Consider the following 25,582-nt stretch of genomic DNA (forward strand, 5'->3'; position numbering starts at 1 on the left):
GTCGCCTCCTCAGTGGCCGTGCTCGGCTTCGCCCTTGGCCAGTTCGGCCTTGAGCAGGAAGGCGTTGCTGCCAACGATGCGCTCGCTGCCGGTCAGCCCACCGAGGATCTCGATGCGGTCACCGGCACGGCGTCCGGCCAGGACCGGCTGCGCCTTGAAGCCGCCTTCGACGGCGATGAACACCGCACTGCTGCCATCGACGTTCTGCACCGCATCGGCCGGCACGCTGAGCGAACCATCCTGGCCTTCGGTGACCACCACGGCGGATACCGGTGAACCGGCCGGCGGCAAGGAGGCGTCCACCGGCGTGGCACGGATCACCGCGACGCCGCCCTGCTGGCGGACATCGGCGGCCGAACCGGTAACGGTGGCGGTGAAGCTGCCACCCGGCACGCTCACTTCCAGCTTCATGCCGGGCGTGACCTGCGCGGCCAGCGCCGGCGGCGCGGTGAACACCAGTTCGTTCATGCTCGGATCGGCGACGTCGGCCACCGCACTACCGGCGGCGACCACGCCGCCCGGGGTGACCTGCACGTTGCCGACGATGCCGGCCACCGGGCTGGTGATGCGCACGCGGCCACTGGCATCGGGCGCACCGTTGGCGGCGGCCTGGGCCTGCGCGGCGGCCGCCTGGGCCTGTGCCGCCAGCGAACGCGCGCGTGAGGCTTCCAGCTCCTGGCGCGCAACCACACCCTGGTCGACCAGCGCCTTGTCGCGGCCGTAGGCCAGGCGTGCGGCCTCGGCTTCGGCCGATGCGGCCAGCGCATTGGCGCGGAACACTGCCGCCTCGCCACTGACCACGATGGCCAGCGCCTGGTTCTGCTTCACCGCCGTGCCCGGCGCGACCAGCACGCGCTCGACGCGGCCGGTGACGGTCGAAGCCACCGAGGCGCGTGCACCCACCGACGGTTCGACCCGGCCGGACAGGCGCGTGGAGCCACCGCCACCGCGACCGATCGCGACCACTTCGATACCGGACGCCTTGATCTGCTCAGGGGTCAACTGCACGACACCCTCATCCGCATCGGCGGGCGCCTTTGCGGATTCGGCCTTGGCTTCCTTGCTGTCGGACGCGTGGCCATGGCCGTCGTCGGTGCCGGCCTTGGCCGCAGCCGGGTCTTCATTTGCAGGCGTCTGCGCATTGCCAGCGCAGCCAGCCAGCAGCACGGCCAGCAGCACGCCGCCGATCAGCGGGAAAGTACGGGAGAGAGTCATGGGGCCTCCACAAAAGGTGCGCGCCCTTCAAGGCGGGCAAGATCGATTTCCGCACCGACGCGCGACAGGCGCGCATCCACGGCGGTGCCGCGGGCGGCGATGAGGGCGCTGCGCGTGCTGCGCAGTTCCAGCTGCGAGATGCGTCCAGCCTCGAAGCCGACGCGGGCCAGGCGATATGCCTCTTCAGCGGCGACCACGCTTTCATCGGCGGCGCGGGTACGGCTGCCGGCCGCCTTCAGTCCGGCCACGGCGGAGAGACGTGCGGCCTCGCTGTCGCGGCGTTGCTGGTCCAGGCGTGCTTCGGCCGCGCGCTGGTCGGCATTGGCGGCGCGGATGCCACCGCGGTTGCGGTCGAACAGCGGGATGCTGAGGCTGACCCCGAGGTTGTAGGCGCGCTCGCCGCCTTCGCGGAAGCGGGTCTGCGCGGCGGTGACGCTGAGGTCGGGCAGGGCGCGCTTGCGCTCCACGTCGACCAGCTTGCCCGCCGCATCGGCTTCGGCTTCGGCGATGCGCACCGCCAGCGCCACGTCGGTGGCGCCGCGCGGCGGCGGCGGCGCGCGGTCGAGCAGGCTGTCGTCGATCGACTGCACCGGCGCATCCAGCAGCGCGGTACCGGCCAGGCGGGCCAGCGCGGCATCGCGGAAGGCCTGCGCCTCATCCAGCGAGGCGCTGGCGTTGGCCACTTCGCTCTGCGCCTGCACCGCACGCAGCTGCGGTTCGCGGCCCTGCTTGACCATCGCGTTGACGGCGTTGGCATCATCGCGGGTGAGGCTCAGCGCTTCTTCGGCCAGGGTGTAGCGGCGCAGTGCACTTTCCGCCTGTGCGTAGACCACCGCGAGCTGGCTGGCCACATCGCTGCGACTCTGCGCGCCACGCAGGTTGGCCGCCTGTGCCTCGGCGCGGGCGGCACGGACACGCGCGCCACGTTGGCCCCAGACCTCCAGCGGCTGGGACAGGGTGAGCACGGTATCGGCCTTGCCCATGCCGCCATAGGAGCCGGTGCCCCAGGCGTTTTCGGCGGAGTAGGAAAGGGAAGGGTTGGGCAACGCACGCGCCTGGTCGGCGCGCGCGTCGGCGGCCTCGGCCAGTGCCGTACCCACGCGGGTACCGGGCAGCTGGTCCAGGCGTTCAAGCAGGGTGTCGTAGGAGGGGGCGGCTTGCGCCATCACCGATGCCGCCGGGGCCAGGCCCAGCAACACGGCGACGACCAGCCCGGCCGCGCGCGGCGACCGAGGTGTCAGGATCGACATAGGGGGATTCCGGTTGTGAGTGAAACGGGAGCCCGCGATTGCGGGACGCGCTCAACTCACGCCCGGGGGGGACGCGTCAATTCATCCTGGGCGACCGCATAGGTCGCCACGTCGCCGGCATTCATCCAGCGCGCCGGCAGTGGCGTACCGAAGGCGGCGAAATCGTTCGCTGGCAGGCTCAGCGTGGAGTGATGGCAGTGGTTATGCGTGCAGGCACCCGTGTGCTTGCTGTCGCTGTCACCGCCTGCATCGTCCGCAAGGGACTCGACATGGGCGCTGCTGGCATGCGGTTCCACCGCACACACCAGTGCGTCGGCCACCGGAACGACCACGAATGCCGCCATCAGCAGCATCATCAGGTACGTACGCAGTTGGCGGGTGATCCGGCGCATGGAAGGGAGGCTAGCAAGCGGTTTTCGCCGGATACAATATCAATGGTCACCTCGGGAATTCGTCGGAACCTCCCGTTCAGGTGGGCGGCGCCGCCTGCTTTGGTAGGTGTCGACCTCCTGCCTGGTGCGGACCTCCTGCCTTGGTAGGTGTCGACCTTGGTCGACACGCTTTTCGACCCCCGACACATTGCCGGCCAGCGGCCGGCACTACCCGTGTCACGGCAGCTTCGCGATCACCTTGATCTCGAACTGGAACCCATACAGCCAGGTCACGCCGATGCCGGTCAGGGTCGGGTGCGGCGCCTCGCCCCAGTACTCGGGCACGATCGCCCAAGCCTTCTCGAAGTTCGTTTCCGGATCGACCAGGAACACCGTCACGTCGACCACGTCATCGAAGGTGCAGCCGGCAGCGGCCAGCACCGCATTGAGATTCTCGAAGGCACGGCGCACCTGCGCTTCGAAGTCCGGCTCGGGCGAACCGTCCTCGCGGCTGCCGACCTGGCCGGAGACGAACAGGAAGCCGTTGGAACGGATCGCCGGCGAGTAGCGGTTGCGCTCGTACAGGGCCTGGCGACCGGCGAGAAAAACGACATCACGCTGAGACATGGGGAAGATCCCGTGGGAGAGAACGCCATCCTCCGCGCCAGTGCTGTCTGGATAAACCGCGATGATCGGCCTAGATTGATTGTTAATTCCAAACAATCATGGCCCACCATGGACCGTTTCGAGGCGATGCGGGCCTTTGCCCGCGTGGTGGAAACCGGCAGCTTCACCCGCGCCGCGCAGACCCTGCAGATCAGCCGCACCACGGTGACCCAGCTGGTGCAGCAGCTGGAGGCGCACCTGCGGCTGCGCCTGCTCAACCGCACCACGCGCCGGGTCAGCGTCACCGCCGATGGCGCGGCCTACTACCCGCGCATCGCCCGCCTGCTGGCCGAGCTGGAAGAGGTGGAAGGCGGGCTGGGCGACGCCGCTACCCAGCCGCGCGGGCGTCTGCGCGTGGATGTGCCCGGGCCCTACGCGCGGTTGCAGCTGGTACCGGCGCTGCCGGATTTCCAGGCGCGTTACCCGGAGATCCAGCTGGACATCGGCGTCAGCGACCGCGAGGTCGATGTCATCGCCGACAACGTCGACTGCGTGATCCGTGGTGGCACCCCGGCCGACCCGGCACTGGTGGCGCGGCCGCTGGCAGCGCTGCCGATCGGTTTCCACGCCAGCCCCGGCTATGCGCAGCGCTTCGGCCTGCCGACAGACCCACGCGCGCTGGAAGGGCCCGATCACCACATGGTCGGCTTCCTCAGTCCTCGTAGTGGCCGGGCGCGGGTGTTCAGCGCCCAGCGCGGCGATGAGCGCGTTGAGGTGCAGGGCCGCTATACGGTCGGCTTCGACGACGGTAACGCCTATCTGGCGGCTGCGCTTGCGGGGCTGGGCGTGGTGGCGCTGCCCAGCTACATGGCCGAACCGCACGTGGCGCGTGGCGAGTTGCTGCCGGTACTGGAGGACTGGCAACTGCCGTCGATGCCGATGCACGTGATGTTCCCGCCGAACCGGCACATGAGCCAGCGGTTGCGCGTGTTCATCGATTGGGTGGTGGAAGCGTTGGGGTGAGTGCACCGGTCGCGTGCGAAAATCGGCGTGCACGTACTGGAGAACGCACACCCTGATGAGCCGCATCGTTGCACTGGATACCGAAACCACCGGCATCTCCCACCGCCTGGGGCACCGGGTGATCGAAATCGGTGCCGTCGAGCTGATCGATGGCCAGCTCACCGGTCGCCAGTTCCACACCTACCTGCAGCCGCAGCGCAGGGTCGATTGGGGCGCACAGCGCGTGCATGGCATCAGCGATGCAATGCTGGTGGGCAAGCCGCTGTTCTCCAGCAAGGCCGCCGAACTGCTCGACTTCCTGCGCGGCAGCGAGATGGTCGCGCACAACGCCACCTTCGATGTGGGCTTCCTGGACAACGAGCTGCGTCTGTGCGGCATCCCCGGCACGCTGGCCCAGCATTGCCGCATCACCTGCAGCCTGAAGCTGGCGCGGGGGCGCTGGCCCGGCCAGGGCAACAAGCTGGACGATGTGCTGCAGCGCCTGCGCATCCCGGGCAACCGTGGTCTGCATGGCGCGTTGAAGGATGCCCATCTGCTGGCTCAGGTGATTCCTTACCTGCGCTGAGCTGGCCTGGTAGCTGTAGAGCCGAGCCCATGCTCGGCTCGGTCTTACGGGCCGAAGCAGCCGAGCATGGGCTCGGCTCTACAGGAAGGCGGCCGTCGCATTCAGCCTCAGCCTGTGGGTAACTTGCGCAAGTGCTTGAACCCGTGCATAATGCGCGGCTCGCTGTGTCCGGTTTTCTATCGGGCGGCGCCCCCGGGAGCACGTCCCCGGCCGCCCAACGCCAGCGTAACCCTTTGATTCTCTTGACGTGTGGTGGGCAACCATCGAGGCCGCCGTCTCCCGGGCTACGGGCTGACACAACTTACTATCGAGGTGCGCAATGTCCCGCGTATGCCAGGTTTCCGGCAAGCGAGTGCAGACGGGTAACAACGTCTCGCACGCCAACAACAAGACCCGTCGTCGTTTCCTGCCGAATCTGCACGAGCGCCGCTTCTGGGTTGCCAGCGAAAACCGCTGGGTGAAGCTTCGTGTTTCCGCGCATGCACTGCGCACCATCGACAAGAACGGTATCGATTCCGTTCTGGCTGAGCTGCGTGCGCGCGGCGAAAAGGTCTGAGGAGTAGACGATCATGGCAGGCAAGCGCGATAAGGTCCGTATGATTTCGACCGCTGGTACCGGTCACTTCTACACGACCGACAAGAACAAGAAGAACACCCCGGGGAAGATGGAATTCTCCAAGTACGATCCGGTCGTGCGCAAGCACGTCCCGTACAAGGAAGGCAAGATCAAGTAATCCGCAAGGATTGCTGGTCGCTTCCGAAGAAACCCGCCCTCGTGGCGGGTTTTTTCATGCCCGACGGTGGGGCCGGTGGGTGCCTGTGGGTGCCGACCGTTGGTCGGCACACTCCCTCCACACCCGGTAGGTGCCAACCTTGGTTGGCACACTTGTCCCGCCCCCGGTAGGTGTCGACCTTGGTCGACACGCTGGTTCAACGCAGTCGAGCGCGGCTCGACTCTACACACCCTGCTGGGCAGAATGGCCCATCACCTCCCGACGGGCGACGCGATGCTGTTCGAGTGGTTGCTGGGTTCGTACCTGCTGCTGATCGACTGGCTGATCCGGCTGGTCGCGCTGTGCTGGATTCCCACCCGCACCACGCCGGGTGCGGCGCGCAGCTGGCTGCTGCTGGTCGGCTTCGTGCCGCTGCTGGGCCTCCGCTGTACCTGCTGTTCGGCCACCCATGGCTGTCGCGCGAGCGCATCCGCCGCCAGGCCGAGGCCTCCCAGGTCATCCGCGAGGAACAGGCGCTGCAGCATCGCCTGCGCTGGACCCCGCAGCCGGACACCGCCAGCGCTGAGATCGTGCCGCTGGTGCAGCGCCAGGGCGATTTCATGCCGGTGCACGGCAACGCGGTCGACCTGCTGACCGACTACGACGAATCGCTGCACACGCTGATTGCCGACATCGATCAGGCCGAAGACCGCGTGCACCTGCTGTACTACCTGATGTTCGATGACGCGGTCGGCGAGGCCGTTGTCGAAGCACTGCAGCGTGCCGCCGCACGTGGCGTGCAGTGCCGCGTGCTGCTTGACGCGGTGGGCGCCAAACGGGGACTGCGCGCGTACAGCAAGCGACTGCGGTCACGTGACGTTGAAGTACGCGCGATGCTGCCCGGCGGCCTGCGTTGGCGCCGCAGCGGCCGCATGGACCTGCGCAACCACCGCAAGATCGCGGTGATCGATAATGAAGTGGCCTATGTCGGTTCACAGAACCTGGCGGGTCCGCAGTTCGTGCCCGGCCACCCGAACCGCGAGCTGGTGGCGCGCGTGCGCGGCCCGGCAGTGGCACATCTGGAAGCGGTGTTCGCCAGCGACTGGTACATGGAAACCGGCCAGCGGCTGGACGTCATCGCCGATGTGCCCGAGTGCAGCGACGACATCGCCACCCAGCTGCTGCCCAGTGGCCCGGCCTACCCGTACAGCAACGCGCGTGATGCGGTTGCGGCGTTGATTCATCTGGCGCGACGCCGCCTGGTGATGGTCACCCCGTACTTCGTGCCGGACGAAGCCACGCTCAGCGCCTTGCGCATTGCGGCGTTGTCCGGCGTGCAGGTGCAGCTGATCCTGTCGGCCAGCAACAACCAGCGGCTGACCTCGTGGGCGCAGGAGGCGTACTACGACGAGCTGCTGCGCTGTGGCGTGCGCATTGCCCTGTACGAACCGCAGTTCCTGCACGCCAAGCACATGAGCGTGGACGAGGACATCGCCGTGCTCGGCTCGATCAACATGGATATCCGCTCGTTCGCGCTGAATGCCGAGATCGGCCTGATCTGCTACGACCGCGCGCTGGTGGAGCAACTGTGCGCGATCGAGGATGGCTACCTGCGTGAAGCGCGGCAGCTGGATCTGCAGCAATGGCGCAGCCGCCCCACGTGGCGGCGCAGCCGCGAGGGCATCGCACGGCTGGCCGATGCGTTGATGTGAGTGGCGCGCACAACCGGCGGGATGGGTGCAACCGGAGGGGTAGAGTCGACTGTTAGTCGACTATCGCGCGCAGCGCGGGATTTTCTGCAAGAGCAGTCGACTGACAGTCGACTCTACCCCGTCATTCCCGTCATCGCCGATGGCCTACAATCGGCACATGACTGATTCACCGCGTAATGGCGAACTGGACCTGGCAATCATCGGCGGTGGTGCGGCCGGGGTGCTGGTGGCGATCCAGGTGTTGCGCCAGGCCCAGGCGCCGCTGGCGCTGGCCATTTTTGAACCCGCCTCGCAGCTGGCCCAGGGCATCGCCTACGCCACGCCGTGGCCGGAGCACCTGCTGAACGTGCCGGCGGCGAAGATGAGTGCGTTTGCCGATCAGCCCGGCGATTTCCTCGACTACCTGATGGCCGCCAACGCCTACCCGGGCGAGGCGCGCGAGGTGCTGGGCGAGCGCTATGTATGCCGCCACCACTTTGCGGCCTACCTGCAGCAGCGCCTGCAGGAGGCCGCTGCGGCCAGCCCGGCGCAGCTGCAGGTGATCGCGCAGCCGGTGCTGGGCCTGCAGCCGGATGACCACGGCTACCAGCTGACACTCGGCGATGGCAGCACGCTGCACGCCGCGCAGGCGGTGCTCGCCACCGGCAACAGCATGCGGCCGCTGCCGGTGGCCGGTGCCGAGGCACTGCCCGCCGATGACGTGATCGAGGCCTGGGACTACGACGGTGTACGTACTCTGGCCGGTGAGCGGGCCGTGGCCATCGTCGGTTCCGGCCTGAGCATGGCCGATACCGTGCTGGCCCTGGTTGCCGCTGGTCACACCGGCCCGCTGCATGTGATCTCGCGCCATGGCCTGCTGCCGTTGCCGCATGCGCATGGCGGCCTGCCCACGTTCGACCCGGCCACGCTGCTGCCGATGAACCTGCGCCAGCGCCTGCGCGCATTGCGCGGGTTCGCTCGTCAGGCGCAGGCCGACGGCCTGCCGTGGCAGGGCGTGATGGACCGTATCCGTCCGCACGGGCAGGCGCTGTGGTGCAGCCTCGACGCGGCCGACCAGCGCCGCTTCCTGCGCCATGTGGTGCGCTACTGGGATGTGCATCGCCACCGCATCGCCGAAGAGGCCGACGCACAGCTGCAGGCGCTGATCGAAAGCGGCCAACTGCGTATTCACCGGTCCCGCCTGCAACGCATCGGCCGCGAAGGCGATGCCCTGCGGCTCTCTGGTCGCGATGCCACCGGCAATGAACAGCGGTGGACGATTGGCGGGGTGATCAACGCCACTGGCGTGGAAACCCGCGCCAGCGCGTTGCGCAATCCGCTGCTGCAGCAGCTGCAGGCCGATGGGCTGGCCCGCCCCGGCCCGCATGGGTTGGGCCTGGACAGCACGGTGCCGGGCGACCGCCTGCGTGCTGCCGGGGGCCAGCCGCAGGCACGGCTGGGCGTGCTCGGCAGCCTGCGCATCGGCAGCCTGTGGGAAAGCCTGGCGGTGCCTGAACTGCGTCAGCAGGCGCAGGCACTGGCCACCCAGGTGGTCGCAGGAGCCGCGACGGCGATGCCGTAAAATGGGGGCATGGATGTCTCCCACCTGCTTGATGGCCTGAACCCGGCCCAGCGCGAAGCCGTCTCCGCTCCCCCCGGCCACCACCTGGTGCTGGCCGGTGCCGGTTCCGGCAAGACCCGCGTACTTACCCACCGCATCGCCTGGCTGCATGAAGTCGATGGCGTGCCGACCCACGGCATTTTCGCGGTGACCTTCACCAACAAGGCGGCCGGCGAAATGCGCCACCGCATCGACGCACAGTTGCCCAACGGCAGCCGCGGCATGTGGATCGGCACCTTCCACGGCCTGGCCAACCGCCTGCTGCGCCTGCACTGGCAGGACGCGAAGCTGCCGGAAGGCTTCCAGGTGATGGATTCGGACGACCAGCTGCGGCTGGTCAAGCGCGTGGTGCAGGCGCTGGAACTGGATGACGGCAAGTACCCGGCCAAGCAGATCGCGTGGTGGATCAACGCGCAGAAGGACGAAGGCCGCCGCCCACAGCACATCCAGCCGGAACCGCACGATGCATGGCTGGAAACCATGCGTCAGGCCTACATCGAGTACCAGGCGCGTTGCGACCGCGCCGGCCTGGTCGACTTCGCCGAACTACTGCTGCGCGCGCACGAACTGCTGCGTGACAACCCGGCGTTGCTGTCGCACTACCGCGCGCGCTTCCGCGAGATCCTGGTGGACGAGTTCCAGGACACCAACGCCATCCAGTACGCCTTCGTGCGCGTGCTGGCCGGCGATTCCGGCCACGTGTTCGTGGTCGGCGACGATGACCAGGCCATCTACGGCTGGCGCGGTGCCAAGGTCGAGAACGTGCAGGGCTTCCTGCGCGATTTCCCAGGCGCGCAGACCATCCGCCTGGAACAGAACTACCGCTCCACCGCCAACATCCTAGGCGCCGCCAACGCGGTGATCGCGCACAACCCGGACCGCATCGGCAAGGAACTGTGGACCGACAGTGGCGACGGCGAGCCGATCGACCTGTACGCCGCGTACAACGAGATGGACGAGGCGCGCTACATCGTCGAGCGTGCCCGCCAGTGGGTGCGCGACGGTGGAAGCTACACCGAAGTGGCCGTGCTCTACCGCAGCAACGCGCAGTCGCGCGCGCTGGAAGAAGCGCTGCTGAGCGAGCAGGTGCCGTACCGCGTGTATGGCGGCATGCGCTTCTTCGAGCGTGCCGAAATCAAGGACGCGCTGGCCTACCTGCGCCTGCTGTCCAACCGCAACGATGACGCCGCGTTCGAGCGCGCGGTCAACACGCCCACCCGTGGCATCGGCGACCGCACGCTGGACGAAGTGCGCCGCGAGGCGCGCGCGCAGGGTATCTCGCTGTGGGAGGCAACGATGCTGGTCACCCAGGGCAACGCGCTGGCCGCACGCGCGCGCAATGCGCTGGCCGGCTTCCTGGGGCTGGTCAACGAGCTGCAGGCGCAGACCGTGCACATGACCCTGGCCGAGCGCGTGGACCACGTGCTGGCCCGCTCGCAGCTGCGCGAGCACTGGAGCAAGGAAAGCCGCAATTCGCTGGATTCAGAATCGCGCACGGACAACCTCGACGAACTGGTCTCGGTCGCCTCGCGCTTCGTGCGCCGCGCCGACGACATCGAGGAAGTGGGCGAGGACATGGACGAGCTGGTCGCGTTCCTGGCCTACGCCGCGCTGGAGGCCGGTGAGGGCCAGGCGCAGGCCGGCGAGGACGGCGTGCAGCTGATGACCCTGCACTCGGCCAAGGGCCTGGAATTCCCGCTGGTGTTCCTGGCGGGCATGGAAGACGGCCTGTTCCCCAGCGCACGTTCGCTGGAAGAAAGCGGGCGGCTGGAAGAAGAGCGCCGCCTGGCCTACGTCGGCATCACCCGCGCGCGCCAGAAGCTGGTGCTGAGCTACGCCGAATCGCGCCGCATCCATGGGCAGGACAACTACAGCCTGCCGTCGCGCTTCCTGCGCGAGATTCCGCGCGAGCTGCTGCACGAAGTGCGCCCGAAGGTACAGGTCTCGCGGCCGGCCTCAATGGGTGCCAGCCGAGTAATGGGCCATGCCTCGATCGAGGCGCCGCCGGTCAAGCTCGGCGCGCTGGTCACCCATCCCAAGTTCGGCGAGGGCATGGTGACCGACTACGAAGGCAGCGGCGCCCACGCCCGCGTGCAGGTCGAGTTTGCCGATGCCGGCAGCAAGTGGCTGGTGATGGCGTACGCCAACCTGACGGTGATCTGATCACCGTCAGGGGGCGGGAATTCCGGTAGAGCCGAGCCATGCTCGGCTGCTTCTGGCGGGAAAGAGCAGCCGAGCATGGGCTCGGCTCTACAAAGGCGAGTACCCATGACCCGTAACGTGCTCTTCCTCTGCAGCCAGAACCGCCTGCGCAGCCCTACGGCCGAGCAGGTATTCGCCGATTGGCCGGGCATAGAGACTGCCTCGGCCGGGCTGCTGGCCGACGCCGAGGAAGTGCTCAGCCCCGAGCTGCTGCAGTGGGCGGACCTGGTGTTCGTGATGGAGCGGGCGCATCGTAACCGGCTCTCCAGCCGCTACAAGGCCTGGTTGAACGGCAAGCGGGTGATCTGCCTGGATATTCCGGATGACTACGATTACATGGACCCGCTGCTGGTGGAGCTGCTGAAGCGCAAGGTGGCACCGTTCCTGCGTTGACCGCGGTGTTGTAGAGCCGAGCCCATGCTCGGCTGCTTTTCGCGCCAGAAGCAGCCGAGCATGGGCTCGGCTCTACAATAGGCGGCACTTCTTCCAGGACCGCCCCCATGACCGAACCCACGCTGCACGTCACCGTGAAGTTGAACGCCCGGCTGCAGCCGGAGCATCGCCACGAACTGTTCGAGGATCCGCTCGACGCGCTGCTGCAGGCGGCCCAGGTGGGCGAGCTGACTGGCGGCGGCACCGCGATGTCCGATCTCGGCGAGGTCGAATACGGTGATATCGAAGTTGCCCTGGTCGATGCGGCCGGCGTGCCGAAGCTGATCGACCTGCTGGAACAGCTGGGTGCTCCGAAGGGTTCGCAGCTGCAGGGCGCGGGTGAAGCCGACCGCAGCTTCGGCGTGACCGAAGGCCTGGGCATCTACCTGGATGGCCTGAATCTGCCGGACGAAGTCTACGAACAGTGCGATTCCAACCACGTGTTCGAACAGCTGTCGGAGAACATCGACGGCCTGGGCGAGATCTGCAGCTGGTGGCAGGGCCCGACCGAGACCGCGCTGTACATGTACGGCGAATCGTTCGAGGCGATGCGTGATGCGATTGCCGGATTCGTGGCCAGTTATCCGCTGTGCCAGAACGCACGCGTGGTGCAGATCGCCTGAAGGTGGGGGCGCTGTAGAGTCGAGCTTGCTCGACTGCCTTTTATGAGCAGAAGCAGTCGAGCAAGCTCGACTCTACGGCAGCAGGTTATCGGCCGGCTGACTGCCGGGCGTTGTCGCGCTGGGCAAGATCCTTGCCCAGATGATAGCCGCCGTAGAACAGCACGAAGGCGGCAATGAGGCTCCAAAGGATGATCCTGAGGGGGCTTCGTGGTGTTGGCTTGCTGTCCTGCATGTGCGTTCTCGCGGGGCGGCGCGGTGCCGCTGGTCCAGCATGCGCTGCGGCAAGGGGGCGGGCAAGCGGACGATGCGCACACGCCAATGCGCGGCGCCGGATTGATCCTGCTCAAGGCGCGGCCTCCACATCCGGTGTGCAATGGTGTCGTTCCCATCTGGCAGACCGCCACGGAGCCCCACCATGTACAAGCGCATCCTGATTGCCACCGACGGTTCCGAGCTGGCCGACAAGGGCCTGGCCAAGGGCCTGGAGCTGGCCAAGGACCTCAATGCCGAGGTCGATATCGTGACCGTTTCCGAGCCGTGGGCCGTCGGCATGTACGACGCCATGGGCTGGAGCGTGGGCTACATGAACAGCCCTGAGTACAAGGCCGACCGCGAGGAAGGCGCGCAGAAAGTGCTGCAGCCGGCGCTGGCCAAGGCCGCCGAGCAGGGCATCACCGCCAATCCGGTGCATGTGCTGGACCGCTATGCGGCCGACGGCATCATCGAGACGGCGGGCGAGCGCAACAGTGACCTGATCGTGATGACCTCGCACGGCCGCCGTGGCGTGACCCGTGTGCTGCTGGGCAGCCAGACCGCCGAGGTGCTGGCACGCAGCACGCTGCCGGTGCTGGTCATCCGCTGATTCAAGCGTTCCCGGGGAGGGGACCCGACGCCGGCCGCAGGATGCGCGCCGGCGTTGTTTTTCTTGTGGGGCCGGCAGGGCGTATCCACGCATGGCGTGGATCTACTGAATTGCAGGGATCCGACCCCGGCTACATCACCAGCTGTACAGCTTCCAGTACACCGGCGACACGCCATCCTTGTCGTTGTCGAAACGGCCGTCGCCGTTCTTGTCGTACATGTAGAACGGCGCACCGCGCGACGGGGTCACCTTGACCATGCGCAGCTGTCCGGACACGCGGTATTCCTCGATGACATCGCCGTTGTCCATGGTGCGCCTGGACACATCCGCGCCCTTGACGTCCACCGGGGGAGCGCCCGCGCCACCCATGCTGGCGCAGCCAGCGAGCAGGAGCAGGGAAGCCAGCATCAGGGTCTTCATCGGCGGGGGCCTTTGCCTGGAATGAGCCTTGATTATGCCCCATCGCCGGGCGCCTGCCGTGTCGCCGCGATGCAGGCACGGGCGCGTAGAATCGACCCATGAGCAGATTAGTCCTGATCGACGGGTCCAGTTACCTGTACCGCGCGTTCCACGCGCTGCCGCCCCTGTCCAATGCACAGGGCGAACCCACCGGCGCGCTGTTCGGCGTGGTCAACATGCTGCGCTCGACACTGAAGGAGCGCCCGGCTTACGTGGCGTTCGTGGTCGATGCGCCGGGCAAGACCTTCCGCGACGACCTGTACGACCAGTACAAGGCCAACCGCCCACCGATGCCCGATGAGCTGCGCAGCCAGGTCGAGCCGATGTGCCGCATCGTTGAAGCGCTGGGCATCAGCATTCTGCGCATCCCCGGCGTGGAAGCCGACGATGTGATCGGCACGCTGGCCCTGCAGGGCGTGGCGCAGGACCTGAAGGTGACCATTTCCAGCGGCGACAAGGACTTCGCCCAGCTGGTGCGGCCAGGCATCGAACTGGTCAACACCATGACCGGCAGCCGCATGGATTCCGATGCCGCGGTGATGGAGAAGTTCGGCGTGCGCGCCGACCAGATCGTCGACCTGCTGGCGTTGATGGGCGACACCGTCGACAACGTGCCGGGCGTGGAGAAGTGCGGGCCGAAGACCGCCGCCAAGTGGCTGGCCGAGTACCAGCACCTGGATGGGGTGATGGCGGCCGCCCCGACCATGAAGGGCAAGATCGGCGAGAACCTGCGCGCGGCGCTGGAGCGCCTGCCGCTGAACCGCGAACTGGTGACCATCCGCACCGACGTCGAGCTGGACGCCCGCCCGACCACGCTTGCCCTGCGCGAGCAGGACGTGCCGGAGCTGACCGAGCTGTATGCGCGCTATGGCTTCACCCAGGCGCTGAAGGAGCTGGGGGCACCGCTGCCGGCGCCCGCCGCTGCCAGTGAGGCCACCCCAAGCCTGCGCGGCACCGCCGCCGGCTTTGCCCGCGGCAGCGCCGAGGCACCGGCCGCGGGTACGCTGGATCCGGCGCTGGCGGCGCCGGGTGAATACGAGACCGTGCTGACCGCCGAGCAGCTGCAGGCCTGGGTCGAACGCCTGCAGCAGGCCGACCTGATCAGCTTCGATACCGAAACCGATGCGCTGGACGCGATGCGTGCGCGCCTGGTGGGTATCAGCCTGGCGGTCGAGCCGGGCAAGGCCGCCTACATTCCGGTTGGCCATGATTACCCGGGTGCGCCGGCCCAGCTGCCGATGCAGCAGGTGCTGGATGCACTGCGCCCGGTGCTGCAGGACCCTGCGAAGAAGAAACTGGGCCAGCACGGCAAGTACGACCTGCATGTGCTGCGCCGTCACGGCGTGGAGGTGCAGGGTTACCACGACGACACCATGCTCGAGAGCTTCGTGCTCAACTCCACTGCCACCCGCCACGACATGGATTCGCTGGCGCTGCGTTACCTGGGCTACAGCACCATCAAGTTCGAGGACGTGGCCGGCAAGGGTGCCAAGCAGATTCCGTTCTCGCAGGTGGGCATCGATGAAGCCAGCCGCTATGCGGCCGAGGACGCCGACATCACCCTGCGGCTGCACCGTGCGCTGCAGCCGCAACTGTTGGCTGAACGGGCGTTGGACAGCGTGTACCGCGACATCGAGATGCCGCTGGTGCCGGTGCTGACCAGCATCGAAGCCAACGGCGTGCGGATCGACACCGACGAACTGCGCCGGCAGAGCCAGGACCTGTCCTCACGCATGTTGGCGGCGCAGCAGAAGGCCACCGAACTGGCCGGACGCAGCTTCAACCTGGATTCGCCCAAGCAGTTGCAGGCGGTACTGTTCGACGAGCTGAAGCTGCCGGCGGTGGTGAAGACCCCGAAAGGCCAGCCCAGCACCAACGAAGAGGCACTGGAGGCGATTGCCGACCAGCACGAGCTGCCGCGGGTGATCCTGGAGTATCGCGGGCTGGCCAAGCTGCGCAGCACCTACACCGACAAGCTGCCGGAGATGGTCAACCCGGATACCGGCCGCGTGCATACCAGCTACCACCAGTCCGGTGCCGCTACCGGCCGCCTGTCCTCATCGGACCCGAACCTGCAGAACATCCCGATCCGCACCGAGGATGGCCGCCGCATCCGACGCGCATTCATCGCTCCGGAGGGCTTCCAGCTGCTGGCGGCCGACTACTCGCAGATCGAGTTGCGGATCATGGCTCACCTGTCCGAGGACCCGGGCCTGGTGCGTGCCTTCGAGCAGGGCGCCGACGTGCACCGTGCCACCGCTGCCGAGGTGTTCGGGCGTACGCTGGAGGAAGTGACCCCGAACGAGCGCCGCGCTGCCAAGGCGATCAACTTCGGCCTGATGTACGGCATGAGCGCCTTCGGCCTGGCCCGCAACCTGGGCATCGACCGTGGCCAGGCGCAGGATTACGTGGCGCTGTACTTCAGCCGCTACCCGGGCGTGCGCGACTTCATGGAGCGGATGCGCCAGCAGGCCCGCGACCAGGGCTATGTGGAAACCCTGTTTGGTCGTCGCCTGTACCTGAACGACATTCATGCACGTAACCAAGGCCTGCGCGCCGGTGCCGAACGCGCGGCGATCAACGCGCCGATGCAGGGCACCGCCGCCGACATCATCAAACGCGCGATGGTGGACGTGGACCAGTGGCTGCGTGACAGCGGCGCACCGGCACGGATGATCCTGCAGGTGCACGATGAACTGGTGTTCGAAACCGAAAGCAGTTTCGTCGAAGACTTGCGTTTGCAGGTGGTGGAGCGCATGTCGCAAGCGGCCAAGTTGCGGGTGCCGCTGGTGGTCGATACCGGCATCGGCAACAACTGGGACGAAGCGCACTGAAGGTGTTTCAGGCGGAAAACGACGTGAATTCGTTCATTCGTCAGAGGTTTCTGACTCGATCATGAATGTTTCCCCGATCGATGTTCATTAAATTGGGCCCCTTCACGAACCGTTAGTGTTCGGAGTGCTTCTATAACTCTCGACAGGCGCAATGCCTGTTGTGGATCTCTCCCATCCCCTGGAGCAGATCTCGGAACGGGGACTCCTCCCCAAGTGCCCGTTCCCCGGCCCCGTTGACCTCCCCCTGGTCAGCGGGGCTTTTTATTTGCGCCGCCGGCACTTCGGACCCCAGATGCTAGGCTGGGCGACCGTTCCACAGGGGAAGACCATGCCCGACCTGTTCGCACTGGCAATGCCCTGGTGGGAATTCATCCTGCGCGCGGTGGTGGTCTATGTCGTGGTGCTGGGCATGGTCCGCCTCGGCGGAAAACGCGCGCTGGGCCAGATCACGCCGTTCGACGTGCTGTTGATCGTGCTGCTGGGCAATGCGGTGCAGAACGCGCTGCTGGGCACGGACACTTCGCTGGGTGGAGGCCTGCTGCTGGCCGCCACCCTCATCCTGCTCAATTACGGGGTGGGCTGGCTGACCACCCGGAATCGCCGGATGGAGCGGATGATCGAAGGAGAACCCACCGTGATCGCGCGCGATGGCCGGCTTTTGGAGGGTGTTCTCCGCCGCGAACTGATCAGTCGCGCTGATTTCGACGCCGCGCTGCGCCAGCAGGGCGGGCTGCAGATCGAAGACGTGCAGATCGCCCTGCTGGAGACGACCGGACACATCACCATCATTCCGCGGAAGAGCACCTGATCGTGTAGCGCCGAGCATGGGCTCGGCGCTGCACGGCATCATTCATGGTGTGCAGCGGGTAGTGCCGGCCGCCGGTTTGCGCTCGTAGTAGGCGAAACGGTTGCCGCTGTCGATGCCGACCAGGTTGCCGTTCTGCAGCAGCTGCAGCACGAAGTCGCTGCCGATATCGCGATGGATGAGGATGCGGCCGTCGCGCAGGCTCGCCCGCAGTGGCTGTTCGCGGCCACCGGCCTCAACTACACCCCCCTCGAGGAAGCGCAGCTGCGACAACACGCTGCGCTCGGCTTCAAAGCTGCCACAGGGCAGTGCGGTGGCCGGCACCGGCGTGAGCGCGGAGGTGGAGGCGCTGGCGAGAACGGCAAGGTCCTTGGCCGGACCGCAGGCCGGGGCATCGGCGCGCTGGGCACAGGATCGCTGCAGCGCATCGCGGGCCTGCTGCAGGCGGCCACTGCTCCACAAGGTTTCAGCGGTGTCGGCGCAGAACGTTTCGCCCTGCTGCACGCGGCAAAGGTCGATCAGTTCATCAAGCTGCGCGGGCGGCAGGGGCGCATCCACGGAATGCTGCAGGCCGAGCAGGGCCTTGCCCATCATTTCCGAGGCAATCTCCTTGGCTGCCGTCATGCAACCCTCGGCGTCGAACGACGGCAGCTCCTTCCTGCAGATCTCGGGAATCGGCGGTTCCTCCGTTTTGGGCGCGGCGTCCTTGGCCTGCTGCTGGTAGGTCTCCAGCAGACGCATGCAGGCTGCGCCCACGCCTTCAACGCACCATGCATGAAGCTTCTGGGGAGCGGCCTCCGGCAGCGCTTCCAGGCAGTCGGAGGTGTTCATCACGCAACCGCCCTCGATGGGTTCCGGCATCGTCTTGCAGGCGGCGGCGTGCTCACGGGTGAACTCGCGATAGGGCGTGCTGATCGTGCGGTCGTTGTCCGAGAAGTACCAGTTTTCCAGCTGGCCGGTGGACAGGTTGCCGGTACCGAGCACGTCTTCCTGGCGGGCAACGCGCAGTTCCTCGGTGGCCTGGTAGGGGCCGGACAGGAAGCCGTGTCCTTCGCTCTCCAGGGTCAGCGTGGTGTTGCCGCCGCTGTCCTTGTAGGTGCCGCAGGCCATCGATTGCGCGGCAGCCGGCAGGCTGGCCGAGGCCAGCGCGAGCAACAGCAGGGAGCGCCAGCCCGCAACGCGCGGGCGAAGGGAAACAGCAGCAGACATCGGTTCGTCCTTGAAGGAGATGGAACAGGTCCTGTCCGGTGCGTCGCGCACCGCAGGTAACGAAGGCACCACGCTCAGCCGTGGCACCGGAACTTCAGAGCCAGTCGCGCGGCACCAGGTAGTCGGCCAGGCGCGCTTCGGCGCTGCCCGCTTCCGGACTGAAGCCGTACTCCCAACGCACCCGCGGCGGCAGGCTCATCAGGATGCTCTCGCTGCGGCCGCCGCTCTGCAGCCCGAACAGGGTGCCGCGGTCATAGACCAGGTTGAATTCCACGTAACGGCCGCGGCGGTACAGCTGGAATTCGCGCTCGCGTTCGCCATGGGCGGTGTCTTTTCGCTGCTGCACGATCGGCAGGTAAGCGTCGAGGAAGCCATCGCCCACCGCGCGCAGGTAGTCGAAATCGCGCTCGAAGTCGCCGTGCAGGTCGTCGAAGAACAAACCGCCGATGCCGCGCGTCTCGTTGCGGTGGCGCAGGAAGAAGTATTCATCGCACCAGCGCTTGTGCGCGCTGTAGCGTTCGTCGCCGAACGGCGCGCACAGATCGCGTGCGACCCGGTGCCAGTGCTGCACGTCCTCGTCGAACGGATAGAACGGGGTCAGGTCGAAGCCGCCACCGAACCAGCTGGCCACCACCTCACCGTCGCGCTGGGCCTGGAAGAAGCGCACGTTGGCATGGGTGGTCGGCACGTAGGGATTGAGCGGGTGGAACACCAGCGACACGCCAGTGGCGCGCCAGGAAGCGCCGGCCAGTTCCGGGCGGTTGGCCGAGGCCGACGGCGGCAGGCGGCTGCCGGCCACGTCGGAGAAGCCGATGCCGGCCTGCTCGAACACCGCGCCGTCCCGCAGCACGCGGGTACGCCCGCCACCGCCCTCGGCCCGCTGCCACAGGTCTTCCTGGAAGCGGGCCTGGCCATCGGCGGCCTCGATCGCTGCACAGATGCGGTCCTGCAGGTCGGTGAGGTAGGCGCGAACGCGCTCGAATTCGTTCATGGCGCCTACTTTACCGCAGGGCCTGTGCCGGTACCCGCGCGCGCGACGCAGCGGGGGGCCGACCCATCGCGCTGGTAGCGGGTGAAGCGGTTGTCGCGGTCGTTCGCCACCAGGTCGCCATTGGCCAGCTGCCAGAACACCCGGTCCTCGCCTCTCCCGCTGCGCACGTGGACGGCTCCCTCGCGCAGCACGGCAGGTTGCGCCTCCAGCCCTGCCATCCGGACCTGGCCATCCTCGCCGAACACCAGGTCGCCGGCCTGCGCCTGGTAGCGGCCACAGGGCAGTGCGTCCAGAGGCGCTATGGCCAGATCCGCCGGTGACAGCGACGCCAGCGGCGTGGCCGTGCTGCAGGCCTGTGGATCCTCGCCGACCCTGCACGCCAGCTGCAGCGCATCGCGTGCAGGCAGCAGGCGCTTGGAAGCCCACAACGCAACGGCGGTCGCATGGCAGAAGCTGGCGCTGGGATGTTCGCGGCACAGCGTGCTGACCTCGTCCAGCTGCTCAGCAGGCAGTGACACCTGGTGCGGTGTGCTGCCCGCCAGTGAGAACGCCCAACCGATATCGCGTGCACGGCTGGCTGTCTCGGCTTGCTCGCACGCGTCCCGGTCGTAGCTCGCGGTGCCCTGTTCACAGGACGCTGGCGTGGCCGGCTCTTCGCGATCGCTGGCAAGGGCCATTTCCACCAGCAGGTCGTTGCGGGCATCGCTGCGGTAGTCCTCGATCAGCAGATTGCAGGCGACGGGAACATCCTCGCGGCACCATTGTCGCCAGCGTTCGGGACCGGCGAGTGCCATGTCATCGATGCACTGCGCGATGTCCGCGCGGCAACTCCCGGCCGCAAACGCCGGTGCTGCGCGGCACTCGGTCGCGCTCTCCAAGCTGTAGCGGTGGTCATCGCCGGCCAGGACGCGGCCGGCGCTGGCGATTTTCAGTGCGCTGACGTTGCCGGTGACCAGGCTGGCCATCACCAGCAACTCGCCCAGTCGCTCCAGGTTGTACGGTTCCGGCGCCACGCCAGGCGCGAGCAGGCGGCCCTGCACAGGGCTTTCCACCTGCAGGCGGGTACCGCTGTCGGCGTCCTTGAAGGTGCCGCACAGCAGCGCCTGTGCGGACACGACCGGACTCAGCAGCAACAGAAGCGCAGCACCCCACCCCACCCCCGTGACAGGCGGTGGCGGATGTCGGTGGCGGAAGGCATCCGGTAACTCCTGGCAGAACGGCAGCGTAAAGGTCAGTGATCATGGCCGAGCGCGGCCCGGCAGCGTGCGTTGGGAAGGGGCCGATATCGCTGGTAGCCGGTCTGCGTGTCCATGCCGAGCAGATCGCCGTTGCCCAGTTGTCGCAGCACAAGCGTTTCACCGTTCTGCTGCAGGTGGACAGCACCCTCGTGCAGGCGGGCCTGCGTGCCCGCACCGAAGTCGATCACGTCAGCATCGGCCTGGTAACGACCACATGGCACCTTCTGCAATGGCACCAGGCGCAGATCGGCGCCGAGTCCGCGCAACGGCGCGGTGCGTTCGCAGGCACTGACGCGTCCAGCATCACAGACCACCTGCAGCGCCTGCACCGCCAGCGCAGGTTCCAGCGCGATCAACTGCTGTTCGGCCACCTCGGTGCAGAAGCGCCCACCGCGCTGGTGCAGGCAGAGCCGCTGCAGCGTGGTGCGCTGCGCGGCAGGCAATGGTGCGTCCTGCTGACCGGCCGCGGCGGCCGGTGCAGCGAGAAAGTGGCGCAGCAGCGCCGAGCATCCAGCGCCGACGCCTTCCTCGCACGCGCGTTGCGCCTGTTGCGGTGGCGCATCCGCGAGCCGCGCAATGCACAGCGCAGGTTGGCCCAGGCAGGCGCCGGGCGCGGGGGCGCGCTGGCAAGCCTGGGGTCGATGCAGCTCGAAGTCGTTCATACCGTCGTTGATATGCGCCCCGTCAGCAGCCACGCTGATGGCGGTGGATGCACCGTCGTCGAGAAACACCAGGTGCAGATCGCCGGCGCTGCGATCGATGCGCAGAGGTGCGCGTTCCTGACCGTCCAGAGCCCGATAGCCGGTGGTGGATGATTCGAACACCAGCGCCATGCCGCCATCGGTGCTGCGGTATTCGCCACACTGCAGCGCGTCGGCGGCAGCAGGCAACGCGGCCGACAGCAGCAGTGCGGGGAGAAGGGTCAGCAAGCGCATGCGACGGTCCTTGTCGTGCGGGAAAAGGTGTGGCTCAGTGGAAGCGCGAGCGGATGTCCGGCCGCAACAGGCGCCAGGCCAACCAGCCCTGCAGGCCGAGGATCACAAATGACATGGCCACCACGGTCAGCGTGATCAACCAGCGTTTCAGATGGAGTTCCTGCTGCAGGACGGCGTCGTCGGAGAGAAACGGGATGACGTCACGCATGAACACGTCCAACCAGCCGGCGATCGCAAAGTTGGTCAATGCGCTCAGCAGCAGGATCACCACAAAGCTCCACAGGCCCCAGCTGCGCTCGCGCAGCAGGCCCCAGCTGGCCAGGGTCGAGGCCAGGCACAGCAGCGCGACAATCATCGACGCGGCCACCGGATGCGCCAAAAGCCAGATCAGGCTGTGCAAGTGCTGGTCTTGCACTTCCCTCTCAACCAGGTGCCAGATCGGAAGGTTGTGCAGCGGCCACAGCAGCAGTCCCTGCATCACGAAGTAGACCGTGAGCAGCAGTGACAGCCAGAACGAAGCCTGTGCGATCGGGCGCACCCAGGCGTGATAGCCCGGCTGGACCAGCGAAGGAATCGGCGGGATCGACATTGACATCCGGTGTCCTTGCGGTCGGCGCCCGCACGCTCAGCGGGCTGTCACCCGGGTGGCGACGGCCGGCAGGATATGGTGTTCGCTCAACGGTGCCAAGGGCTGGCCGTGCGGCGGCTGCAGCGGCACCCAGGCCAGTTCGGCGATCTCCGCGCGTGCCTGTGGCGTGCCGTCCACCTGCACCCACCATGCCTGCGCCTGCACGAGGTGGCCGGGCTCGTTCACCGCCCAGTCTTCGAACGTGCCCAGCGCGACGGCGGTCCCGGCGCACACCTGCACACCGAGTTCTTCGTCCAGTTCGCGCGCCAGTGCCTGCAGCGGTGCTTCGCCGGCTTCAGGCTTGCCACCGGGCTGGATGAAGCGGCTGGCGCCGTGCTTGCGCACCACCAGCGCCCGGCCGCGGTCATCCAGGATGACCGCGGCCACGATATGGATCGTGGCCGCGGCGTTGCTCACTTCAGGTTCTGCTCGAACAGCTTGAGGATGCGCTTGTACTGGTCCAGCCAGGAATCGGCGCGCACGTAGCCGTGGCGCTCCAGCGGGTACGGTGCGATCGACCAGTTGTCCTTGTGCAGTTCGATCAGGCGCTGGGTGAGGTTCACCGAGTCCTGGAAGAACACGTTGTCATCCATCATGCCGTGGGCGATCAGCAGGTTGTCCTGCAGGTTCTGCGCGTATTCGATCGGCGAGGACACGCGGTACGCCTCCGGATCGATGTCCGGCGTGTTGAGGATGTTGCTGGTATAGCCGTGGTTGTACTGGTGCCAGTCGACCACCGGGCGCAGCGCGGCGCCGGCCTTGAACGTGCCCGGCGAGCGGAACAGGGCCATGAAGGTCATGAAGCCGCCGTAGGAACCACCGTAGATGCCGGCATGGTCGCGGTCACCCTGCTGGGTGTCGACCAGCCAGTCCAGGCCGTCCTTGTAATCCTCCAGCTCCGGGTGGCCCATGTTGCGGTAGATCGCCGTACGCCAGTCGCGGCCGTAGCCTTCGCTGCCGCGGTAATCCATGTCCAGCACGATGTAGCCCTTCTGCACCAGCAGGTTGTGGAACATCTGCTCGCGGAAGTAGGCCGGGTAGCGCTGGTGCACGTTCTGCAGGTAGCCGGCGCCGTGCACGAACATCACGATCGGATACTTCCTGCCGGGTTCCTTGTTTTCGGGCTCGTAGTACTTGGCCCAGACCACGCCGGCACCATGCTTGGACGGAACCGCCACCAGCTTCGGCTGGATCCACTGGCGTGCCTTGTACTCGGCGGTGCGGGTATCGGTCAGCACGCGCGTCTGGCCAGCGCCGGTGCTCGGCAGCACGGCGAGCTGCGCCGGCAGGTAGGCGCCGGAATAGCGCACCAGCAGCTGCTGGCCGTCCGGCGACAGCGAGAAATCTTCCACGCCATTGAGGCTGGTCAGCTCGCGCACCTGGCGGCTGCCGGTGTCGACCGCGCAGACTTCGTAGTCATGCGGCGCCTGCTGGTTGCACAGGAAGTAGAAGCCCTTGCCATCGGCCGACGGCACCGGCGCCGAAGTTTCCCACTTGCCGCTGGTCAGCGCCTGCGGCTTGGCAGTGCCGGTCTGGATGTACAGGTGCGAGAAGCCCGATTCCTCCGACAGCAGCCACAGCGTGCGGCCATCGGCCATCCAGCCGAAATCGTTGAAGCCCCAGTTGATCCAGGCGTTGTCGGTCAGGCGATGGCGGTTCTGCACGCGGCCGTCGGCGGCGCTGATGCTGACGATCCAGCGGTCCTTGTTGTCGTTGGCACGCAGCATCACCGCAGCCTGCTGGCCGTCGGCGCTCCAGCGGATGCCACCGCCCATGAAGTCGCTCATCACCTGCAGGCTGCGCTCGCCCTTCAGCGCGTCCTTGCCGGCCTTGCGGCGCAGCTCGGCCAGCGGATCGGTGCTGATGCCCGGCAGGCCGGCCAGCGAAACCTTCTCGACCTTGCCGGTGCGCACGTCCACGTACCACAGCGTGTGTGGCTCGAAGCCGTTGCGGCCGACGCGGGTGCGGGTGTCTTCGGTTTCCTCGTAGCCCGACTCGGTCACGTACAGCGGCATCTTGCCGCCACGGCCGTCGTCGAAGTCCTTCGGCTTGGTCACCACGATCAAGTGGGTCAGGTCCGGCGACAGCACGCTGTCGGCGATCTCCACGTCGGCGCCCAGGTACACCGGGCCCGGCGCGCGGGTCGGGTCGGCCTGGCGCCAGCGCTGGTCCTGGTCCTTCAGTGCTTCGCGCTGGTCACGGTCGCGGCGCAGGGTTTCCAGCGTGCGCAGCTGCTGGTCGCGCAGCACGTCAGCCTTCGGTGCCGTGCGCGGGTCCGTCTCGGCCTTCAGGCTGGCCACCTGCTGCACGCCGCTGGCGGCGGTCCAGTGGAACCAGTTCTGGCCGACGCGCCAGATCACGCCGTTGTCGGCGGCGAAGTTCACGTTGCCCGCGCGCTCGTTGCTGCGGGTCAGCTGGGTCAGCGCGCCGCTGCGCAGGTCACGCACGAACACGTCACCGTTGCGGACGAAGGCGCTGCGGCTGCGGCTGCGGTCATAGACCGGCTCGGCCACGTCCAGGGTGCCGCGCTGGTCATCGGCCACCTGCGCGGCCACGCCACCGGCCACCGGCTGGCGGAAGGTATCGCGCACCGGGCTGCCGTTGCGCTTGAGCTGGTATTCCACCTGCTGGCTGTTCCACGACCACCAGGCCTTCTCGACCGGCGGGCCAATCCAGTCCGGGTCGGCCATGGCCTGTTCGATGGTGATCGGCGTCGGCGCGGCATGCGCAGCCGGTGCGGCCAGCACGGCCGACAGCAGGAGGGACAGGGGCAGCACTCGGGACATGGGCGGACGGCACCAGTAGAGGAAACCGGCCAAGCGTAGCAGCCGCAAGGGCCCGGGGCAGGGGCCACAGGTCATGGCAGCGGGATTGGCAAAGTGGTGCAACCGGTGGCCGGCCTCGCGCATCCATTCTCCTGAACCCGCATCATCCACCGAACAGGAGCCCGACCATGCAGGAACTGATCCCGATCACCCTCTTCATCTGCATCGCCTACGCGATCCATGCCATTGCCGATGCCCGCGCCCGCAGCAAACTGGTGGCCCCGCACGTGCCGGAAGAAGTGATCCGCTCGCTGGCCGTGCTGGAAGAAGAGCGCCGCCGCCAGGGCGCGCTGCGCTGGGGCATCAGCCTGGTCTGCCTGGCCCTGGCCATGGCCCTGCTGGAAGCCATCGGTGCCCGTGACCTGACCTTTGGCGCCGCCGCCGCGCTGGTCGGTAGTGCCGGCCTCGGCCAGCTGCTGGCCTGGCACTTCACCCGTCCTGCTGCGCGCAAGGGCTGAGCCGGCCCATGCCACGGGCACAGGGG

Annotated in this window: 25 protein-coding genes and 1 pseudogene; 13 read left to right on the plus strand and 13 right to left on the minus strand. The window is 67.3% G+C overall.

Annotation, left to right across the window (positions count from 1 at the left end):
* Nucleotides 1-9 precede the first annotated feature (9 nt).
* The 4 genes from N5J73_RS11785 to N5J73_RS11800 form a co-directional block, all read right to left on the minus strand.
* The gene (locus tag N5J73_RS11785; protein WP_049443801.1) at nt 10-1,215 is read right to left on the minus strand and encodes an efflux RND transporter periplasmic adaptor subunit; all 1,206 of its coding nucleotides are present in this window, start codon (nt 1,213-1,215) and stop codon (nt 10-12) included.
* Nucleotides 1,212-2,465 (minus strand): TolC family protein, encoded by a 1,254-nt coding sequence (locus N5J73_RS11790; RefSeq protein WP_164078602.1) that lies wholly within the window; start codon nt 2,463-2,465, stop codon nt 1,212-1,214. The genes N5J73_RS11785 and N5J73_RS11790 overlap by 4 nt, the downstream gene beginning before the upstream one ends.
* Nucleotides 2,466-2,521: 56 nt before the next feature.
* Nucleotides 2,522-2,857: a hypothetical protein gene (locus tag N5J73_RS11795; RefSeq protein ID WP_006402574.1), complete on the minus strand. Its 336-nt coding sequence runs from the start codon at nt 2,855-2,857 to the stop codon at nt 2,522-2,524.
* A 216-nt stretch (nt 2,858-3,073) separates the two neighbouring features.
* On the minus strand, nt 3,074-3,463 hold the full coding sequence (locus N5J73_RS11800; protein ID WP_049443796.1) for a RidA family protein: 390 nt from the start codon (nt 3,461-3,463) through the stop codon (nt 3,074-3,076).
* Between the two features lie 108 nt (nt 3,464-3,571).
* On the opposite strand from N5J73_RS11800, the gene N5J73_RS11805 reads away from it, so the two are divergent.
* From N5J73_RS11805 to N5J73_RS11845, 9 genes and pseudogenes are all read left to right on the plus strand, one after another.
* Nucleotides 3,572-4,465, plus strand: a complete 894-nt coding sequence (locus tag N5J73_RS11805) for a LysR family transcriptional regulator (RefSeq protein WP_049443795.1) — start codon at nt 3,572-3,574, stop codon at nt 4,463-4,465.
* A 55-nt stretch (nt 4,466-4,520) separates the two neighbouring features.
* Nucleotides 4,521-5,030: a DNA polymerase III subunit epsilon gene (gene dnaQ, locus N5J73_RS11810; protein WP_049443793.1), complete on the plus strand. Its 510-nt coding sequence runs from the start codon at nt 4,521-4,523 to the stop codon at nt 5,028-5,030.
* 319 nt (nt 5,031-5,349) lie between these two features.
* Nucleotides 5,350-5,586: a 50S ribosomal protein L28 gene (gene rpmB, locus N5J73_RS11815; protein ID WP_005411638.1), complete on the plus strand. Its 237-nt coding sequence runs from the start codon at nt 5,350-5,352 to the stop codon at nt 5,584-5,586.
* Between the two features lie 10 nt (nt 5,587-5,596).
* A complete protein-coding gene (gene rpmG / locus N5J73_RS11820) occupies nt 5,597-5,764 on the plus strand; it encodes a 50S ribosomal protein L33 (RefSeq protein ID WP_170272460.1) in 168 nt (55 codons plus the stop codon).
* A 273-nt stretch (nt 5,765-6,037) separates the two neighbouring features.
* Nucleotides 6,038-7,455 (plus strand): annotated as a pseudogene (cls, locus tag N5J73_RS11825) (cardiolipin synthase).
* 139 nt (nt 7,456-7,594) lie between these two features.
* Nucleotides 7,595-9,016: an FAD/NAD(P)-binding protein gene (locus N5J73_RS11830; protein WP_049443789.1), complete on the plus strand. Its 1,422-nt coding sequence runs from the start codon at nt 7,595-7,597 to the stop codon at nt 9,014-9,016.
* Between the two features lie 9 nt (nt 9,017-9,025).
* Nucleotides 9,026-11,218 carry a DNA helicase II gene (uvrD, locus tag N5J73_RS11835; RefSeq protein ID WP_164078603.1) on the plus strand — a complete coding sequence of 731 codons (2,193 nt, stop codon included), beginning with the start codon at nt 9,026-9,028 and terminating at the stop codon, nt 11,216-11,218.
* Between the two features lie 105 nt (nt 11,219-11,323).
* Nucleotides 11,324-11,650 carry a low molecular weight protein tyrosine phosphatase family protein gene (locus tag N5J73_RS11840; RefSeq protein WP_049443786.1) on the plus strand — a complete coding sequence of 109 codons (327 nt, stop codon included), beginning with the start codon at nt 11,324-11,326 and terminating at the stop codon, nt 11,648-11,650.
* 107 nt (nt 11,651-11,757) lie between these two features.
* Nucleotides 11,758-12,312, plus strand: a complete 555-nt coding sequence (locus N5J73_RS11845) for a hypothetical protein (protein WP_057500898.1) — start codon at nt 11,758-11,760, stop codon at nt 12,310-12,312.
* Between the two features lie 85 nt (nt 12,313-12,397).
* Here N5J73_RS11845 and N5J73_RS11850 read toward each other — a convergent pair whose 3' ends face one another.
* Nucleotides 12,398-12,544 carry a hypothetical protein gene (locus N5J73_RS11850; protein ID WP_180839159.1) on the minus strand — a complete coding sequence of 49 codons (147 nt, stop codon included), beginning with the start codon at nt 12,542-12,544 and terminating at the stop codon, nt 12,398-12,400.
* Between the two features lie 183 nt (nt 12,545-12,727).
* Here N5J73_RS11850 and N5J73_RS11855 point away from each other — a divergent pair, with 183 nt between their 5' ends.
* A complete protein-coding gene (locus tag N5J73_RS11855; RefSeq protein ID WP_005411629.1) occupies nt 12,728-13,174 on the plus strand; it encodes a universal stress protein in 447 nt (148 codons plus the stop codon).
* Nucleotides 13,175-13,309: 135 nt separating this feature from the next.
* Here N5J73_RS11855 and N5J73_RS11860 read toward each other — a convergent pair whose 3' ends face one another.
* On the minus strand, nt 13,310-13,594 hold the full coding sequence (locus N5J73_RS11860; RefSeq protein WP_049443782.1) for a DUF2782 domain-containing protein: 285 nt from the start codon (nt 13,592-13,594) through the stop codon (nt 13,310-13,312).
* 98 nt (nt 13,595-13,692) lie between these two features.
* Here N5J73_RS11860 and polA point away from each other — a divergent pair, with 98 nt between their 5' ends.
* Nucleotides 13,693-16,467 carry a DNA polymerase I gene (gene polA, locus N5J73_RS11865; protein WP_164078604.1) on the plus strand — a complete coding sequence of 925 codons (2,775 nt, stop codon included), beginning with the start codon at nt 13,693-13,695 and terminating at the stop codon, nt 16,465-16,467.
* Nucleotides 16,468-16,795: 328 nt separating this feature from the next.
* Complete coding sequence (locus tag N5J73_RS11870; protein ID WP_049443778.1) at nt 16,796-17,275, plus strand: YetF domain-containing protein; 480 nt, start codon at nt 16,796-16,798, stop codon at nt 17,273-17,275.
* A 42-nt stretch (nt 17,276-17,317) separates the two neighbouring features.
* On the opposite strand, the gene N5J73_RS11875 is transcribed toward N5J73_RS11870, so the two are convergent.
* The 7 genes from N5J73_RS11875 to N5J73_RS11905 form a co-directional block, all read right to left on the minus strand.
* A complete protein-coding gene (locus N5J73_RS11875; protein ID WP_154349868.1) occupies nt 17,318-18,481 on the minus strand; it encodes a hypothetical protein in 1,164 nt (387 codons plus the stop codon).
* Nucleotides 18,482-18,575: 94 nt separating this feature from the next.
* Nucleotides 18,576-19,472 carry an oxygen-dependent coproporphyrinogen oxidase gene (gene hemF / locus N5J73_RS11880; RefSeq protein WP_088480116.1) on the minus strand — a complete coding sequence of 299 codons (897 nt, stop codon included), beginning with the start codon at nt 19,470-19,472 and terminating at the stop codon, nt 18,576-18,578.
* A gap of 5 nt (nt 19,473-19,477) precedes the next feature.
* The gene (locus N5J73_RS11885) at nt 19,478-20,587 is read right to left on the minus strand and encodes a hypothetical protein (protein ID WP_279940976.1); all 1,110 of its coding nucleotides are present in this window, start codon (nt 20,585-20,587) and stop codon (nt 19,478-19,480) included.
* A gap of 116 nt (nt 20,588-20,703) precedes the next feature.
* Nucleotides 20,704-21,645, minus strand: coding sequence for a hypothetical protein (locus N5J73_RS11890; RefSeq protein ID WP_088480118.1), 942 nt, complete (start codon nt 21,643-21,645; stop codon nt 20,704-20,706).
* Between the two features lie 34 nt (nt 21,646-21,679).
* Nucleotides 21,680-22,240, minus strand: coding sequence for a hypothetical protein (locus tag N5J73_RS11895; RefSeq protein ID WP_057500891.1), 561 nt, complete (start codon nt 22,238-22,240; stop codon nt 21,680-21,682).
* A 30-nt stretch (nt 22,241-22,270) separates the two neighbouring features.
* A complete protein-coding gene (locus tag N5J73_RS11900; protein WP_057500890.1) occupies nt 22,271-22,690 on the minus strand; it encodes an NUDIX domain-containing protein in 420 nt (139 codons plus the stop codon).
* The gene (locus N5J73_RS11905) at nt 22,687-25,059 is read right to left on the minus strand and encodes a S9 family peptidase (protein WP_049443761.1); all 2,373 of its coding nucleotides are present in this window, start codon (nt 25,057-25,059) and stop codon (nt 22,687-22,689) included. Before N5J73_RS11905 ends, N5J73_RS11900 begins: the two co-directional genes overlap by 4 nt.
* 167 nt (nt 25,060-25,226) lie before the next feature.
* Between N5J73_RS11905 and N5J73_RS11910 the strand changes: the two genes are divergently transcribed.
* Nucleotides 25,227-25,556, plus strand: coding sequence for a hypothetical protein (locus N5J73_RS11910; RefSeq protein ID WP_005414880.1), 330 nt, complete (start codon nt 25,227-25,229; stop codon nt 25,554-25,556).
* Nucleotides 25,557-25,582: the final 26 nt, after the last annotated feature.

Source organism: Stenotrophomonas sp. GD03654 (genome assembly GCF_029845105.1).
Classification (GTDB): Bacteria; Pseudomonadota; Gammaproteobacteria; order Xanthomonadales; family Xanthomonadaceae; genus Stenotrophomonas; species Stenotrophomonas africana.

Excerpts from the sequence above, each read along its gene's own strand:
- N5J73_RS11795 (WP_006402574.1), bottom strand. The coding sequence starts at position 2,857 with ATGCGCCGGATCACCCGCCAACTGCGTACGTACCTGATGATGCTGCTG.
- N5J73_RS11785 (WP_049443801.1), bottom strand. The coding sequence starts at position 1,215 with ATGACTCTCTCCCGTACTTTCCCGCTGATCGGCGGCGTGCTGCTGGCC.
- dnaQ (WP_049443793.1), top strand. The coding sequence starts at position 4,521 with ATGAGCCGCATCGTTGCACTGGATACCGAAACCACCGGCATCTCCCAC.
- N5J73_RS11875 (WP_154349868.1), bottom strand. The coding sequence starts at position 18,481 with ATGTCTGCTGCTGTTTCCCTTCGCCCGCGCGTTGCGGGCTGGCGCTCC.
- N5J73_RS11870 (WP_049443778.1), top strand. The coding sequence starts at position 16,796 with ATGCCCGACCTGTTCGCACTGGCAATGCCCTGGTGGGAATTCATCCTG.
- N5J73_RS11890 (WP_088480118.1), bottom strand. The coding sequence starts at position 21,645 with ATGCGCTTGCTGACCCTTCTCCCCGCACTGCTGCTGTCGGCCGCGTTG.
- N5J73_RS11905 (WP_049443761.1), bottom strand. The coding sequence starts at position 25,059 with ATGTCCCGAGTGCTGCCCCTGTCCCTCCTGCTGTCGGCCGTGCTGGCC.
- N5J73_RS11805 (WP_049443795.1), top strand. The coding sequence starts at position 3,572 with ATGGACCGTTTCGAGGCGATGCGGGCCTTTGCCCGCGTGGTGGAAACC.
- N5J73_RS11855 (WP_005411629.1), top strand. The coding sequence starts at position 12,728 with ATGTACAAGCGCATCCTGATTGCCACCGACGGTTCCGAGCTGGCCGAC.
- N5J73_RS11860 (WP_049443782.1), bottom strand. The coding sequence starts at position 13,594 with ATGAAGACCCTGATGCTGGCTTCCCTGCTCCTGCTCGCTGGCTGCGCC.
- N5J73_RS11845 (WP_057500898.1), top strand. The coding sequence starts at position 11,758 with ATGACCGAACCCACGCTGCACGTCACCGTGAAGTTGAACGCCCGGCTG.
- polA (WP_164078604.1), top strand. The coding sequence starts at position 13,693 with ATGAGCAGATTAGTCCTGATCGACGGGTCCAGTTACCTGTACCGCGCG.
- rpmB (WP_005411638.1), top strand. The coding sequence starts at position 5,350 with ATGTCCCGCGTATGCCAGGTTTCCGGCAAGCGAGTGCAGACGGGTAAC.
- N5J73_RS11895 (WP_057500891.1), bottom strand. The coding sequence starts at position 22,240 with ATGTCAATGTCGATCCCGCCGATTCCTTCGCTGGTCCAGCCGGGCTAT.
- N5J73_RS11910 (WP_005414880.1), top strand. The coding sequence starts at position 25,227 with ATGCAGGAACTGATCCCGATCACCCTCTTCATCTGCATCGCCTACGCG.
- uvrD (WP_164078603.1), top strand. The coding sequence starts at position 9,026 with ATGGATGTCTCCCACCTGCTTGATGGCCTGAACCCGGCCCAGCGCGAA.
- N5J73_RS11790 (WP_164078602.1), bottom strand. The coding sequence starts at position 2,465 with ATGTCGATCCTGACACCTCGGTCGCCGCGCGCGGCCGGGCTGGTCGTC.
- hemF (WP_088480116.1), bottom strand. The coding sequence starts at position 19,472 with ATGAACGAATTCGAGCGCGTTCGCGCCTACCTCACCGACCTGCAGGAC.
- N5J73_RS11850 (WP_180839159.1), bottom strand. The coding sequence starts at position 12,544 with ATGCAGGACAGCAAGCCAACACCACGAAGCCCCCTCAGGATCATCCTT.
- N5J73_RS11830 (WP_049443789.1), top strand. The coding sequence starts at position 7,595 with ATGGCCTACAATCGGCACATGACTGATTCACCGCGTAATGGCGAACTG.
- N5J73_RS11840 (WP_049443786.1), top strand. The coding sequence starts at position 11,324 with ATGACCCGTAACGTGCTCTTCCTCTGCAGCCAGAACCGCCTGCGCAGC.
- N5J73_RS11800 (WP_049443796.1), bottom strand. The coding sequence starts at position 3,463 with ATGTCTCAGCGTGATGTCGTTTTTCTCGCCGGTCGCCAGGCCCTGTAC.